This is a genomic window from Pseudomonas sp. PvP009 (assembly GCF_017832995.1).
Classification (GTDB): Bacteria; Pseudomonadota; Gammaproteobacteria; order Pseudomonadales; family Pseudomonadaceae; genus Aquipseudomonas; species Aquipseudomonas syringae.
This window is the reverse complement of the sequence record NZ_JAFIBG010000001.1, coordinates 1,478,139-1,492,004: the sequence shown is the minus strand read 5'-3', so window position 1 is coordinate 1,492,004 and position 13,866 is coordinate 1,478,139. Positions and strand designations below refer to the sequence as shown.

11 protein-coding genes are annotated in these 13,866 nt (G+C 60.7%); 5 read left to right on the top strand and 6 right to left on the bottom strand.

The window, feature by feature from the left end:
* Positions 1-36: 36 nt before the first annotated feature.
* Positions 37-1,140 (bottom strand): DUF2066 domain-containing protein, encoded by a 1,104-nt coding sequence (locus JOE29_RS06535; protein ID WP_210079141.1) that lies wholly within the window; start codon positions 1,138-1,140, stop codon positions 37-39.
* Between the two features lie 341 nt (positions 1,141-1,481).
* Here JOE29_RS06535 and purM point away from each other — a divergent pair, with 341 nt between their 5' ends.
* From purM to JOE29_RS06515, 4 genes are all read left to right on the top strand, one after another.
* Positions 1,482-2,540, top strand: a complete 1,059-nt coding sequence (purM, locus tag JOE29_RS06530) for a phosphoribosylformylglycinamidine cyclo-ligase (RefSeq protein WP_003344863.1) — start codon at positions 1,482-1,484, stop codon at positions 2,538-2,540.
* Entirely contained in the window at positions 2,540-3,190 is a 651-nt protein-coding gene (gene purN / locus JOE29_RS06525) for a phosphoribosylglycinamide formyltransferase (RefSeq protein ID WP_057405932.1), read from the top strand. The genes purM and purN overlap by 1 nt, the downstream gene beginning before the upstream one ends.
* 8 nt (positions 3,191-3,198) lie before the next feature.
* A complete protein-coding gene (locus JOE29_RS06520; RefSeq protein ID WP_003305121.1) occupies positions 3,199-3,912 on the top strand; it encodes a DUF3108 domain-containing protein in 714 nt (237 codons plus the stop codon).
* A 508-nt stretch (positions 3,913-4,420) separates the two neighbouring features.
* Complete coding sequence (locus JOE29_RS06515; RefSeq protein ID WP_002554613.1) at positions 4,421-4,600, top strand: hypothetical protein; 180 nt, start codon at positions 4,421-4,423, stop codon at positions 4,598-4,600.
* 78 nt (positions 4,601-4,678) lie between these two features.
* Here the strand turns inward: JOE29_RS06515 and JOE29_RS06510 are convergent, their stop codons facing one another.
* From JOE29_RS06510 to cysM, 5 genes are all read right to left on the bottom strand, one after another.
* Positions 4,679-5,218, bottom strand: a complete 540-nt coding sequence (locus JOE29_RS06510) for a DUF2058 domain-containing protein (RefSeq protein WP_003314606.1) — start codon at positions 5,216-5,218, stop codon at positions 4,679-4,681.
* Positions 5,219-5,248: 30 nt separating this feature from the next.
* Positions 5,249-6,082 (bottom strand): nucleoside triphosphate pyrophosphohydrolase, encoded by an 834-nt coding sequence (mazG, locus tag JOE29_RS06505; RefSeq protein WP_024960047.1) that lies wholly within the window; start codon positions 6,080-6,082, stop codon positions 5,249-5,251.
* An 80-nt stretch (positions 6,083-6,162) separates the two neighbouring features.
* Positions 6,163-8,406 carry a GTP diphosphokinase gene (gene relA / locus JOE29_RS06500; RefSeq protein WP_004416742.1) on the bottom strand — a complete coding sequence of 748 codons (2,244 nt, stop codon included), beginning with the start codon at positions 8,404-8,406 and terminating at the stop codon, positions 6,163-6,165.
* Between the two features lie 156 nt (positions 8,407-8,562).
* Entirely contained in the window at positions 8,563-9,918 is a 1,356-nt protein-coding gene (rlmD, locus tag JOE29_RS06495; protein WP_210079138.1) for a 23S rRNA (uracil(1939)-C(5))-methyltransferase RlmD, read from the bottom strand.
* Positions 9,918-10,820 (bottom strand): cysteine synthase CysM, encoded by a 903-nt coding sequence (gene cysM, locus JOE29_RS06490; RefSeq protein ID WP_210080001.1) that lies wholly within the window; start codon positions 10,818-10,820, stop codon positions 9,918-9,920. The genes rlmD and cysM overlap by 1 nt, the downstream gene beginning before the upstream one ends.
* A 250-nt stretch (positions 10,821-11,070) precedes the next feature.
* Between cysM and JOE29_RS06485 the strand changes: the two genes are divergently transcribed.
* The gene (locus JOE29_RS06485; RefSeq protein WP_024649972.1) at positions 11,071-13,824 is read left to right on the top strand and encodes a response regulator; all 2,754 of its coding nucleotides are present in this window, start codon (positions 11,071-11,073) and stop codon (positions 13,822-13,824) included.
* The last annotated feature ends 42 nt before the right edge of the window (positions 13,825-13,866 follow it).

The following is a 13,866-nucleotide window of genomic DNA, read 5'->3' as shown; positions in this document are numbered from 1 at the left end:
TATCCCTCAAGCCAATAGAAAAGCGTTCTTGCCGGGTTACCAGCGGAAATAAAGCTGTGGCGCGGACGCCGGAACAATCATCGGTGCGGGCGCAGGTGCCGCAACAGGAGCAGCTCCATTGGCTGGCGCCATCGGCGCAGTTGCATCGACAGGCGCAGCAGGCGGCGTTGCGGTAGCGGCTGCCTCGGCTGCAGGCACTTCCTGCAATTTGGCCAGCGACAACTGCGAGCGTAGCTGATCGGTGCTGCCACTGACCTCAAACACCACTTTATCGCCTTCGACAGAACTCAGACGCACGCCGAACGGTTCGAGTAACTGGAGCAGTTGCGCATAGCGCTCCAGCGTCATGCCCTGAACCTGGATCAGCATGCCGGTCGACGCACCTGGCTTGGCAACGAAGCGCGGCGCCAGACGCTCGCTTACCGAGAGCAGCACCGCATCGGCCAACGCCTCGGAGGTGGCACCGGTTGCGCTGCCCTGTTCGCGCTGATCACCCAGCCACAAGCGCCATTTGCCCTGCCACTGACCGCCATCTTCACTGGCGTGCACGGCCAGTATCGCGTCAGCGCCATAGCGCTCGGAGGCTTCCTTGAGCGGCGCAGGGTCAGTGCCCTCCAGGGTTTTCGCGTTACCGATACCCTGCTCGCTCAAATCAGCCAGCGGCAGGCGCAGTGGCAGTCCGCGGTGCTGAGCGGCCTGGCGCAAGGGTTCGGCGGCGGCCTGACCGTCGCCGACCAGATTCGAGCCTTCCACCGAGTCATTCAGCCACCAGCCGAGAATCGATGGGCGATTACTGCCCCAGATCGACAGACCCGCATCGTGCAGCGCACGGTCGGTGGTTGCCGGATCGAAGTCGACCAGCAGGGTTTCCGGCGGTCCGGCCTCGTAGCCGAACTGGCTAATGATCTGCTGCGGGTCTTTGCGCAGCGCGGCGATGGCCGAACCCTGCACGGCCTTGGCGTCGCCGGTCAGGCGCAGCACCAGGGTTTCGACGGCGGCCTGCGTGGCCCGCGTGCGCTCATCGGGCGACTGGCCATTGACCGGCTCGCGAACCTGATAAAGGTTGCTGACCGTTTCGGCAAGGCTGGGAAGGCTGATCAGGGACAGACAGCCGATTAGAAGAATTCTGGAAAAACGCATGGACAGTTCCCGAACGGAAAAAAGTAAAAAGAAGCTGTTTCAGCAGGCGTACAGGTCTGGGACAGACGTGAGCCACCTATCATTCAGTTCGCGCATAAAGTACACCCTAAACGTCCAGGCTCGCACTGACAGGCCACCGGGTTGAGGTTTATTTGGTGCAACACCGCCCTGTTGTCGGCGCAAGGATGGCCCCTGATGAGCAAGCCTGATAAAATCGCGCGCCTTCGCAGACCGGCAATCGCCATGGCCCCAACATTACCACCGCATGACAGCGCGGTGCTGAACGGGCCCTAACGCAGCGGTCGATACCTCCGAATCCCCCCTAAAGGCCTGGATTTTCTATGAGCAAGCAACCCTCCCTGAGCTATAAAGACGCCGGTGTAGACATCGACGCCGGTGAAGCATTGGTCGAACGCATCAAGAGCGTCGCCAAGCGCACCAAGCGTCCGGAAGTCATGGGCGGCCTGGGAGGCTTCGGCGCCCTCTGCGAAATCCCGGCCGGCTACAAGCAACCGGTTCTGGTTTCCGGCACCGACGGCGTGGGCACCAAGCTGCGTCTGGCGCTGAACCTGAACAAGCACGACACCATCGGCATCGACCTGGTCGCCATGTGCGTCAATGACCTGGTGGTCTGCGGTGCAGAGCCGCTGTTCTTCCTCGATTACTACGCCACCGGCAAACTGAACGTCGACACCGCCGCTCAGGTCGTCACCGGCATCGGCGCCGGCTGCGAACTGGCCGGTTGCTCGCTGGTGGGTGGCGAAACCGCTGAAATGCCGGGCATGTACGAAGGCGAAGACTACGACCTGGCAGGCTTCTGCGTCGGCGTGGTGGAAAAGGCCGAGATCATCGACGGCTCGAAAGTTGCTGCCGGTGACGCCCTGCTCGCCCTGCCATCGTCCGGCCCGCACTCCAACGGTTACTCGCTGATCCGCAAGATCATCGAAGTGGCAGGCGCGGACATCGAGAACATCCAGCTGGACGGCAAACCGCTGACCGAACTGCTGATGGCGCCGACCCGCATCTACGTGAAGCCGTTGCTCAAGCTGATCAAGGAAACCGGCGCTGTCAAGGCCATGGCCCACATCACCGGTGGCGGCCTGCTCGACAACATTCCACGCGTACTGCCTGAAGGCGCTCAGGCCGTGGTCGACGTCGCCAGCTGGCAGCGTCCGGCCGTATTCGACTGGCTGCAGCAGCAAGGCAACGTTGCGGAAAACGAGATGCACCGCGTGCTGAACTGCGGCGTGGGCATGGTGATCTGCGTCGCTCAGGAGCACGTTGAAGCGGCACTCAAGGTGCTGCGTGAAGCGGGCGAGCAGCCTTGGGTGATCGGCCAGATCGCCACCGCTGCCGAAGGCGCAGCACAGGTCGAGCTGAAAAACCTCAAGGCGCATTGATGCCAGCCATCTGCGACGTCGTGGTGCTGCTGTCCGGCACCGGCGGCAACCTGCAAGCGATGATCGACAGCTTCAAGGACGAGGCCAGCCCCGTCCGCATCCGCGCGGTGATATCCAACCGCGCAGATGCGTTCGGCCTGCAACGCGCCCGGGACGCAGGCATCGAAACCTGCGTACTGGATCACACCGCGTACGAAGGTCGCGAGACCTTCGATGCAGCGCTGATCGAACGGATCGACGCCTTCCAGCCACAGTTGGTCGTACTGGCCGGGTTCATGCGCATTCTCAGCGCGGGGTTCGTTCGCCACTATCACGGCCGTCTACTGAATATTCACCCTTCCCTGCTGCCGCGTTACAAAGGCTTGCACACGCACAAGCGTGCGCTGGAAGCCGGCGACACCGAGCATGGCTGCAGCGTGCATTTTGTTACCGAGGAACTCGATGGCGGCCCACTGGTCGTACAGGCAGTTATTTCGGTACAGTTGCACGACACGCCCGCAACGCTCGCGCAACGGGTCCATGTTCAAGAGCACCGTATTTACCCACTGGCCATTCGCTGGTTTGCCGAAGGCCGACTGAGCCTTGGTGAACAAGGTGCGTTACTCGATAGCCAGTTACTCCCGGCCAGCGGCCATCTGATTCGACATTAGGAGATACTATGCGTCGCGCTCTGCTCTTCGCTTTCGCTCTGCTCGCATTGCCTGCCGTACAGGCCGCAGACCTTCAACCCTTCTCCGCCAGCTACACCGCCGACTGGAAACAGCTGCCTATGAGCGGTACGGCTGAACGCAGCCTGGAAGCCGGCGCCAACGGCACCTGGACCTTGAGCTTCAAGGCCTCGATGATGATCGCCAGCCTGACTGAAGTCAGCACACTGAAGGTCGACAAGGACACCCTGCTGCCGCAGACCTACAGCTTCGAGCGCAGTGGCCTGGGCAAATCCAAGAAGGTCGATCTGGCGTTTGACTGGAACACCAAGTTCGTCACCGGCACCGACCGTGGCGATGCGATCAAGCTGCCGCTCAACCGTGGCATCCTCGACAAGTCCACCTATCAGCTGGCGTTGCAACATGACATCGCTGAGGGCAAGAAGAGCATGAGCTATCAGGTTGTCGACGGTGATGAAGTGGACACCTACGACTTCCGCGTGCTGGGTTCGGAAAAAGTCACCACCAAGACAGGCCAGGTCGATGCGATCAAGGTCGAGCGCGTGCGCGACCCGACGCAAAGCAAGCGCACCACCGTGCTGTGGTTCGCCAAGGACTGGGATTACCTGCTGGTCCGCCTGCAACAGGTCGAAACCGACGGCAAGGAATACAACATCGTCTTGCTGGACGGCACCGTCAACGGCAAGGCCGTCAAAGGCAGCTGATTGCCCTGACCACCCGCACCACAGAGCCCCGCTTTTTAGCGGGGTTTTTTATTAGCTGAAGGCATGCGACGCAGAGCGCCGCACGATAGTCGCGCCAGCACCGGCCCCTTCGTGAGCAAGCTCACTCCCACGCCCTTCGGGCAGAAGCGCAGAGCATCGGGCACGATAGTTGAGGTTATCGTTCCGCACGCTCCAGCGTGGGAATGCAGTTCGCGACGCTCTGCGTCGCAAAGAGGACGCGGAGCGTCTGGAACGGCGTATCCAGGCGCGTTCGGACGAGCCGACAGCGCACCCGAAGCACATGAAACATCCTTCATTTTGCCACCACTGCGCTGTAAGCCTCGTCAAGCAAGGGCTGCAGAAGATCGATCAATTTCTGACCACTGGGGAACCTGAACAGGCTATTTACTTAGGCAGCTAACAAATCCTATAAAAGAGTCCTGCGACACATCGCCGCAGTATCCAGAGGCCTAACCATCAAGGCCATCAAAGTCAGGAGCTTACTACTATGACTGTCAGAGTTACTGAACGCGACGACGCCCACCTCTCTCACGAAGCCGTTGCCGACGGCATCCAGATCTGGGATGTGCACCAACAGGACCAACTTGTCGGCATGTTCCACGTTGAGTCCGATGCCCTTCGCTATAAGGAAGAGCTGGAAGCGCTGGAAAGCCAGGGCAACCACTGAACAATTCCAAGAACAGAAAAAGACAAAACCCGCTGAATGCGGGTTTTGTTTTGACAACTCAATGACAGCGCCGTGGGCTTACCACATCAGATCGTCAGGCACCTGATACGCCGCGTACGGGTCGTCTGCATCCGGCGCTTCGGTCGGGGTGTTGAGCAGCACAATACGGCGCGGGTCACGCTCCTGGATCTTCAGCGCAGCCTCGCGCGGAATGATCTCGTAACCGCCACCGTGGTGAACGATGGCCAGTGAACCGCTGCTGAGCTTGTTGCGCACCATGGCGTTGACCGGAATGCGCTTGACCTTCTTGTCGTCAACGAAGTTGTAGTAATCCTCGGTGATCAGCTTGGGCAGGCGCGACACTTCGATCAGTTGCTTGACCTGAGCAGTACGGGCCTTCTGCTCGACCTTCTCCTGCTGCTGACGGTTCAGCTCCTGATCACGCTTGGCCTTCTCGGCCATGGCCTCCTGGGCCGCACGCTTTTGCGAGTCATCGGCCTGCGCCTGACCCTTATGCACCAGACGCTGCTCTTTCTGCTTTTCTTTGCCGACCTGCTTGGCCTGCTTTTGGTTGACCAGACCTGCCTTGAGCAACTGATCGCGAAGGGAAAGGCTCATTGTCTACTCACTTATACCGTTACCGCACACTCAGCCGCAGCCGGGTGTGCTCTTTTCCTGACGTTTGGCTTCGCCCCACAACGCGTCCATTTCTTCGAGCGAGCACGCTTCGATAGGACGCTGCAGGTGGCGCAAAGCCTGTTCAATGAATCGGAAGCGTCTGTCGAACTTGCTATTGGCCGAGCGTAGCGCAGTTTCCGGGTCGACCTTAAGATGTCGGGCCAGGTTGACGACGCTGAACAGCAGGTCGCCGACTTCCTCGGCAATGCCCTCGGCGTCATTGTCGACCATGGCCTCAAGAATTTCATCGAGTTCTTCACGCACCTTGTCGACCACCGGCAAAGCCGCAGGCCAGTCGAAACCCACCTGCGCCGCACGCTTCTGCAGTTTGGCCGCACGACTCAACGCCGGCAAGGCCCGAGGCACGTCGTCGAGCAGCGACAACTGCTCGGGAACGCCAGCCTTTTCGGCACGCTCCTCGGCCTTGATTTCGTCCCAGCGAAGGTTGACCTGCTCGTCGGTCAGGCGCGGCGTTTCTGCCGGCGCGTACAGCTCGCCGGTCGGAAACACGTGCGGATGGCGACGCAGCAACTTGCGGGTAATACCGTCGATCACATCGTCGAATTCAAACCGGCCTTCCTCTTTGGCCAACTGCGCATAGAAGACCACCTGAAACAGCAGGTCTCCCAACTCGCCTTTCAGATGGTCGAGGTCGCCCTGTTCAATGGCATCGGCCACTTCATAGGCTTCTTCCAGCGTGTGCGGCACGATGCTGGCGTAGTTCTGCTTCAGGTCCCACGGGCAGCCGAACTGCGGATCACGCAGCCGGGCCATGAGGTTGAGCAGGTCTTGAACTGTGTACATGGGCTTCCTTCGGTCGCAGCGGTTTAGCTTCAAGCTGCAAGCCACCGCAATCTGCTTTAGCTTGCAGCTTACAGCTGCCCCTAGGGCGTCCTGTTCCTGCGCGTTTCAATGATGTTCGGCAACTGGGAAATACGCCCCAGCAATCGCCCCAGCGCGTCCAGACCCGGAATCTCGATGGTCAGGGACATAAGCGCTGTGTTGTCTTCCTTGTTCGAACGGGTGTTGACCGCCAGCACGTTGATCCGCTCGTTGAGCAGCACCTGGGTGACATCCCGCAGCAAGCCGGAACGGTCGTAGGCGCGGATGATGATATCCACCGGATAGGTTAGCACCGGCACCGGTCCCCAGCTGACCTGAATGATCCGCTCGGGCTCGCGACCGCCCAGTTGCAGCACCGAAGCGCAATCCTGACGGTGAATGCTGACGCCACGACCCTGGGTGATATAACCGACGATGGCATCGCCCGGCAGCGGCTGACAGCAGCCGGCCATCTGCGTCATCAGGTTGCCCACGCCCTGAATCTGAATATCGCCACGCTTGCCGGGCTTGTAGCCGGTGGCCTTGCGCGGGATCAGCTCCAGTTGTTCATTGACGCGATCAGGCTCGACCTGCTGCTGAGCCAGATTGACCAGTTGCGCCAGACGCAGATCGCCTGCGCCCAAGGCCGCGAACATGTCATCGGCAGTCTTGTGATTGGCCTTGTCCGCGAGCTTGTCAAAATCGACCTGTGGCAACGCCAGGCGCGCCAGTTCGCGTTCGATCAGGGTTCTGCCGGCAGCGACGTTCTGGTCGCGGGCCTGCAATTTGAACCAGTGAACAATCTTGGCCCGCGCCCGTGAGGTGGTGATGTACCCCAGGTTCGAGTTCAGCCAGTCGCGGCTCGGCGTACCGTGCTTGCTGGTGATGATTTCGACCTGCTCGCCGGTCTGCAGGCTGTAGTTGAGCGGTACGATTCGACCATTGATCTTCGCACCCCGGCAGTTGTGGCCGATTTCGGTGTGCACCCGATAGGCGAAGTCCAGTGGTGTCGCGCCCTTGGGCAGGTCAATGGCGTGGCCGTCCGGGGTGAAGACGTAGACGCGGTCAGGCTCGATATCGACCCGCAGCTGATCGGCCAGACCGCCGATGTCGCCCAGTTCTTCATGCCATTCGAGCACCTGACGCAGCCAGGAAATCTTCTCTTCATAATGATTGGAGCCGGATTTGACGTCGGTGCCTTTATAGCGCCAGTGCGCACACACGCCCAGCTCGGCCTCTTCATGCATGGCGTGGGTGCGGATCTGCACTTCCAGCACCTTGCCTTCCGGCCCGATCACGGCGGTGTGCAGCGAGCGATAGCCGTTTTCCTTGGGGTTGGCGATGTAGTCGTCGAACTCTTTGGGAATATGCCGCCACAAGGTATGCACGATACCCAGCGCGGTGTAGCAATCGCGCATTTCCGGGACCAGCACACGCAGCGCACGCACGTCATAGATCTGGCTGAAGGCCAGGCCCTTGCGCTGCATTTTGCGCCAGATGGAATAGATATGCTTGGCACGCCCGCTGATGTCAGCGGTCACGCCGGTGGCCTGCAGTTCGTTGTCGAGCTGGGACATGACGTCGCTGATGAAGCGCTCGCGGTCCAGCCTGCGTTCATGCAGCAGCTTGGCGATCTGCTTGTATTGATCAGGCTCCAGGTAGCGGAAGGACAGGTCTTCCAGCTCCCACTTGATGTGACCGATGCCCAGACGGTGGGCCAGCGGAGCATAGATGTCGAAGACTTCGCGGGCCACACGGTTGCGTTTTTCGTCGTCGGCGTTCTTTACCGCACGAATCGCGCAGGTACGTTCGGCCAGCTTGATCAGTGCAACACGCACGTCGTCGACCATCGCCACCAGCATCTTGCGCAGGTTTTCGACCTGCGCCTGACTGCCGAGCACCAATGACTGACGAGGGCTGAGACTGGCGCTGATCGCGGCCATGCGCAGCACGCCGTCGATCAGCTTGGCGACCGTTGCGCCAAAGCGCTGCTCGACTTCAGGCAGCGCAATGAGACCTTCACGCACGCCACGGTAAATGACCGCAGCGACCAGCGAGTCCTGATCCAGCTTGAGGTCAGCCAGGATCTCCGCGATTTCCAGACCGGTCTGGAAACTGGAGGTGCCCTCTGCCCAATGATTCTTGTGGGCCTTGTCGGTCTGCTCGGCTTCCCGGGCAAATTCACAGGCCTTTTTCATGACTTCCCGGTCCAGGACCAGGTCGACGCTGACAATATGATCGAGCCACGCGTCGAGATTGATACTGCCGTCTGTGTTTATCGGCTGGTTCGCTCTCACCTGTACCATGCTGCTTACCTTCCCTACGGCGCGATGAATAGCGCCATCAGTCGCCAGCCTTCTGAGCGAATGCCACTTGCCGGGCAAGCAAGGACCGGCATTCGCGGGCCAGTCGGATTAAATGAGATTCCTTGTCAGCAACGACCTCGTTCCAGTGAACGCTGCTCACTTACTCATTTCAAATAAAGCCATCGCCTCGACATGCGCCGTCTGCGGAAACATATCGAGGATTCCGGCACGTTTTAACCGGTAGCCCTGACGGATCAGTTCGACCGCGTCACGAGCCAAAGTTGCCGGATTACATGAAACATAGAGCAGTCGTCGGGCCCCCGTCTTTCTGATCTGACGGACCACTTCAAAGGCCCCATCACGCGGTGGGTCCAAGAGTACCGCAGAAAACCCTTCTGCCGCCCAGTCGGTATGTGTCAGCGGCTGCGAAAGATCCGCCTGAAAAAACTGCACATTGTGCAGATCATTACTCATTGCGTTGACGGCTGCACGCTCGACCATGGTCGCAACGCCTTCAACCGCCACCACTTCCCTGGCCAGACCCGCCAGCGGCAAGGCGAAATTGCCCAGACCACAGAACAGGTCCATGACACGTTCGTCTTTTGCAGGCGCCAGCCATTGCATAGCCTGCTCGATCATCGCGGTGTTGACCGCCGCGTTGACCTGAATGAAATCTCCCGGTCGCCAGGCCAAGTGCAGGTTCCACGGCTCCAGCCGGTAGCCCAGCGTATCGCCAGGGCTGGCCGGTTGGGGCTCGCCGTCACCATGCAGCCACAGCTGCGCGCCATGCCTGGAGCAAAACGCTTGCAACAGCGCCAGATCGGCCTCGGCAAGCGGCGCGGTGTGGCGCAACAACACGGCAGTCGCCACACCACTGAACAGCTCGACATGACCCAGCGACTGCGGCTTGCTGAAACTTTTCAGCATGCCAGGCAACTCATTCATGATGGGTTGCAAGGCCTGTACCAGCACCGGACAGTGTTCGATGCTGACGATGTCCTGGCTGGCGGCTGCGCGAAACCCCACCTCCAGCCTTTTGGCCTTGGCATCCCAGCGAACCGCGACCCGCGCGCGTCGGCGATAGGCCAGCTCGGCACCGCTCAAAGGTGCCCCCCATTCATCCGGCACAACATTCGCCACGCGCAGCAACTGCTCGGCGAGCATGCGCTGTTTCAGGGCAAGCTGTTCTTCGTGGGGCACATGCTGAACACTGCAGCCGCCACAGCGACCGAAATACTCACAGGCCGGAGCGCGACGCATGGCGCTGGCGGTGAAGACCCGCTCGGTGCGCGCCTCGACGACCTTGCCGCGCGCATTGAGCACGCGCGCCTCGACCTCTTCGCCTGCCAGACTGCCGGCGACAAACCAGGTTTTGCCCTCGAGAAAGGCGATACCGCGACCGTCGTCGGACAGCCGCTCGATGGTCAGCCGCTGCTTTTTACCGGTAGGAATCTGTACGGTTTTAACGCCGCCCGCAGGCTGAAAGCGCAAACCTCTTTCATGCTTGGCCATCAGTTGGGCGAATCATAGACGCCGGTCGACAGGTAACGGTCGCCTCGGTCACAGATGATCGCCACAATCACGGCGTTTTCGACTTCCTTGGAAATACGCAACGCCCCGGCGACCGAACCACCGGACGACACGCCACAGAAGATGCCTTCTTCGCGGGCCAGTCGACGCATGGTGTCTTCGGCTTCGGTCTGGCCCATGTCGATGATGCGGTCGACACGGTCCGACTGATAGATTTTCGGCAGGTATTCGTACGGCCAGCGGCGAATACCGGGGATCGAGGCGCCCTCCATCGGTTGCAGGCCGACGATCTGTACGTCCGGATTCTGCTCCTTGAGGTAGCGCGAGGTGCCCATGATGGTGCCAGTGGTGCCCATCGAACTGACGAAATGGGTCACGGTACCGCCCGTCTGCCGCCAGATTTCCGGACCGGTGGAGGTGTAATGCGCTTCAGGATTGTCGCCATTGGCAAACTGATCGAGCACTTTGCCGCGCCCTTCGGCCTGCATGCGCTCGGCCAGATCGCGAGCACCTTCCATGCCCTGGTCCTTGCTGACAGAAATCAGCTCGGCACCATAGGCGGTCATCGCGGCCTTGCGTTCGGCACTGGAGTTGTCCGGCATGATCAGAATCATCCGGTAGCCCTTGATCGCCGCGGCCATGGCCAGCGCGATCCCGGTATTGCCGGAGGTGGCTTCGATCAGTGTGTCACCCGGATGGATCTGGCCGCGCAACTCGGCGCGGGTGATCATAGACAAGGCCGGGCGGTCTTTTACCGAGCCAGCGGGGTTGTTACCTTCGAGTTTCAACAGGAGGGTATTGCTGGTGTTACCCGCCATGCGTTGCAGACGCACCAGCGGGGTGTTGCCGACGCAATCGGCAATGGTTTGATACTGCAGGGTCATGGCGTCTTCGCAATCCAGACTGCGGGGGGTGCCTATCATAACGGCAAACGGCCAAAGCCCATATCACGCAAAGTGCGCTGCTTATTCCCAAAAAGAATAAACGCTGATTTTTCCACTGCCGCCCCTCCCTGCACAGAGAGTAAGGTGCCCATGCCGATGGTAAATGGCTAAACTCATTCCCTTGTGCCGATACAGCAAGGCAGCCGATGCCTGATATCGACGGACTGATACATGTTGCCGGAGGAAGAGCGTGCTGACCAAGCTGGGTATAAAAGGCCGTGTGCTGCTACTGACTATTTTGCCTGCCAGCCTGATGGCGGCGACGCTCGGTGGTTATTTCACCTGGATGCAGTTGAGCGAACTGCAAAGCCAACTGCTGCAACGCGGCGAAATGATCGCCCAGGATCTGGCGCCGCTTGCCGCCAATGCCCTGGGGCGCAAGGATAAAGTGCTGCTCAGTCGCATTGCCACCCAGACGCTGGAGCAGGCCGACGTGCGCGCCGTGTCGTTTCTCGACACCGATCGAACGGTATTGGCCCACGCCGGGCCTACCATGATCAGCCCGTCGCCGATTGGCAGCGCCTCGCAGTTGCTTAGTTCCACCGGCACCGACGCCACGCGCTACCTGCTGCCGGTATTCGGCAGTCAACGCCATCTGACCAGCCCGATCATCCCTGCCGAAGCCGATACCCTGCTGGGCTGGGTCGAGCTTGAAATCTCCCATAACGGCACGCTGCTGCGCGGTTACCGAAGCCTGTTTGCCAGCCTGCTGCTGATCCTGACCGGGCTGGCGTTTACCGCGACCCTCGCGGTACGCATGAGCCGCACCATCAACGGGCCGATGAGCCAGATCAAGCAGGCGGTTTCGCAACTCAAGGACGGCAATCTGGAAACCCGCCTGCCACCGCTGGGCAGCCGGGAGCTGGACGAGCTGGCGTCGGGCATCAACCGCATGGCGGCGACGCTACAGAACGCGCAGGAAGAACTGCAACTGAGCATCGATCAGGCAACCGAGGATGTGCGACAGAATCTGGAGACCATCGAAATCCAGAACATCGAACTCGATCTGGCACGCAAGGAAGCGCTTGAAGCAAGCCGGATCAAGTCCGAATTCCTGGCCAACATGAGCCATGAAATCCGCACGCCGCTGAATGGCATTCTGGGCTTCACCCATTTGCTGCAAAAAAGCGAGCTGACCCCCCGCCAGTTCGACTATCTGGGCACCATCGAAAAGTCCGCAGACAACCTGTTGAGCATCATCAACGAGATTCTCGACTTCTCGAAGATCGAGGCCGGCAAGCTGGTGCTCGACAATATTCCGTTCAACCTGCGCGATCTGTTGCAGGACACCTTGACCATCCTCGCCCCGGCGGCGCACGCCAAACAGCTGGAGCTGGTCAGTCTGGTGTACCGCGATACGCCACTGGCGCTGTCCGGTGACCCGCTGCGTCTGCGGCAGATCCTGACCAATCTGGTCAGCAACGCGATCAAATTTACCCGCGAAGGCACGATCGTCGCGCGCGCCATGCTCGAGGACGAAACCGAAGAGCACGCGCAGCTGCGCATCAGCGTGCAGGACACCGGGATCGGCCTGTCCAGCCAGGATGTGCGGGCACTGTTCCAGGCCTTCAGCCAGGCCGACAATTCGCTTTCGCGTCAACCGGGTGGTACCGGGCTGGGGCTGGTGATCTCCAAACGCCTGATCGAACAGATGGGCGGCGAAATCGGTGTCGACAGCACGCCGGGCGAAGGTTCGGAATTCTGGATCAGCCTGAAACTGCCCAAGGCCCGTGAAGACAAGGAAGAATCACTCAATATTCCGCTCGGAGGCCTGCGCGCCGCAGTACTTGAACATCATGACCTGGCGCGTCAGGCGCTGGAGCATCAGCTGGAAGACTGCGGCCTGCAGACCATCGTGTTCAATAATCTGGAAAACCTGCTCAACGGCGTGACCGCAGCGCACGAAACGCCAGCAGCCATCGATCTGGCGGTACTGGGCGTGACGGCGCTGGAAATCTCTCCGGAACGGCTGCGCCAGCACATCTGGGACCTGGAAAACCTCAACTGCAAGGTCATGGTGCTGTGCCCGACTACCGAGCACGCGCTGTTCCAGCTGGCGGTCCACGATGTCTACACGCAACTGCAGGCCAAGCCCGCCTGCACCCGCAAACTGCAAAAAGCCCTGTCCGAGCTGATCGCGCCGCGAGCGGTGCGTACCGATATCGGCCCGCCACTGTCGAGCCGCGCACCGCGAGTGCTGTGCGTGGACGACAACCCGGCCAACCTGCTACTGGTACAGACCCTGCTCGAAGACATGGGCGCTGAAGTGGTCGCTGTCGAGGGCGGTTACGCGGCGGTCAATGCGGTACAGCAAGAAGCGTTCGATCTGGTGTTGATGGACGTGCAGATGCCCGGCATGGACGGCCGGCAGGCCACCGAGGCGATCCGCGCCTGGGAAGCCGAACGCAACCAGAGTTCGCTGCCGATCGTAGCCCTCACCGCGCATGCGATGGCCAATGAAAAGCGCTCACTGCTGCAAAGCGGTATGGACGACTACCTGACCAAGCCGATCAGCGAACGGCAACTGGCGCAGGTGGTGCTCAAGTGGACCGGGCTGGCGCTGCGCAACCCTGCGCCGGAACGCCAGAATGAAGCGCTTGAGGTGCATGTCGGGCCGCTGGTGCTGGATCATGAAGAAGGGTTGCGCCTGGCGGCAGGCAAGGCGGATCTTGCCGCCGACATGCTGGCCATGCTGCTGGCTTCCCTGGATGCCGACCGCGAGGCCATTCGTGCGGCGCGTGCCAGCCAGGATGTGCACGCGTTGATCGAACGCATCCACCGTCTGCACGGCGCAACGCGGTATTGCGGCGTTCCTCAACTGCGCAGTGCCTGCCAGCGCGCCGAAACCCTGCTCAAGCAAGACGCTCCGCACACCGAAGAGGCCCTGAACGATCTGGACAAGGCCATCATTCGCCTGGAAGCCGAGGCGCGGGTCATGGCTTGAGCGTGCGGCGGGACACCTTTCGTGCCTGACGCTCCAGCGTGG

What these genes read in the sequence shown, in the direction of transcription:
- JOE29_RS06535 (WP_210079141.1), bottom strand. Translation starts at nt 1,140, where the DNA reads ATGCGTTTTTCCAGAATTCTTCTAATCGGCTGTCTGTCCCTGATCAGC.
- purM (WP_003344863.1), top strand. Translation starts at nt 1,482, where the DNA reads ATGAGCAAGCAACCCTCCCTGAGCTATAAAGACGCCGGTGTAGACATC.
- purN (WP_057405932.1), top strand. Translation starts at nt 2,540, where the DNA reads ATGCCAGCCATCTGCGACGTCGTGGTGCTGCTGTCCGGCACCGGCGGC.
- JOE29_RS06520 (WP_003305121.1), top strand. Translation starts at nt 3,199, where the DNA reads ATGCGTCGCGCTCTGCTCTTCGCTTTCGCTCTGCTCGCATTGCCTGCC.
- JOE29_RS06515 (WP_002554613.1), top strand. Translation starts at nt 4,421, where the DNA reads ATGACTGTCAGAGTTACTGAACGCGACGACGCCCACCTCTCTCACGAA.
- JOE29_RS06510 (WP_003314606.1), bottom strand. Translation starts at nt 5,218, where the DNA reads ATGAGCCTTTCCCTTCGCGATCAGTTGCTCAAGGCAGGTCTGGTCAAC.
- mazG (WP_024960047.1), bottom strand. Translation starts at nt 6,082, where the DNA reads ATGTACACAGTTCAAGACCTGCTCAACCTCATGGCCCGGCTGCGTGAT.
- relA (WP_004416742.1), bottom strand. Translation starts at nt 8,406, where the DNA reads ATGGTACAGGTGAGAGCGAACCAGCCGATAAACACAGACGGCAGTATC.
- rlmD (WP_210079138.1), bottom strand. Translation starts at nt 9,918, where the DNA reads ATGGCCAAGCATGAAAGAGGTTTGCGCTTTCAGCCTGCGGGCGGCGTT.
- cysM (WP_210080001.1), bottom strand. Translation starts at nt 10,820, where the DNA reads ATGACCCTGCAGTATCAAACCATTGCCGATTGCGTCGGCAACACCCCG.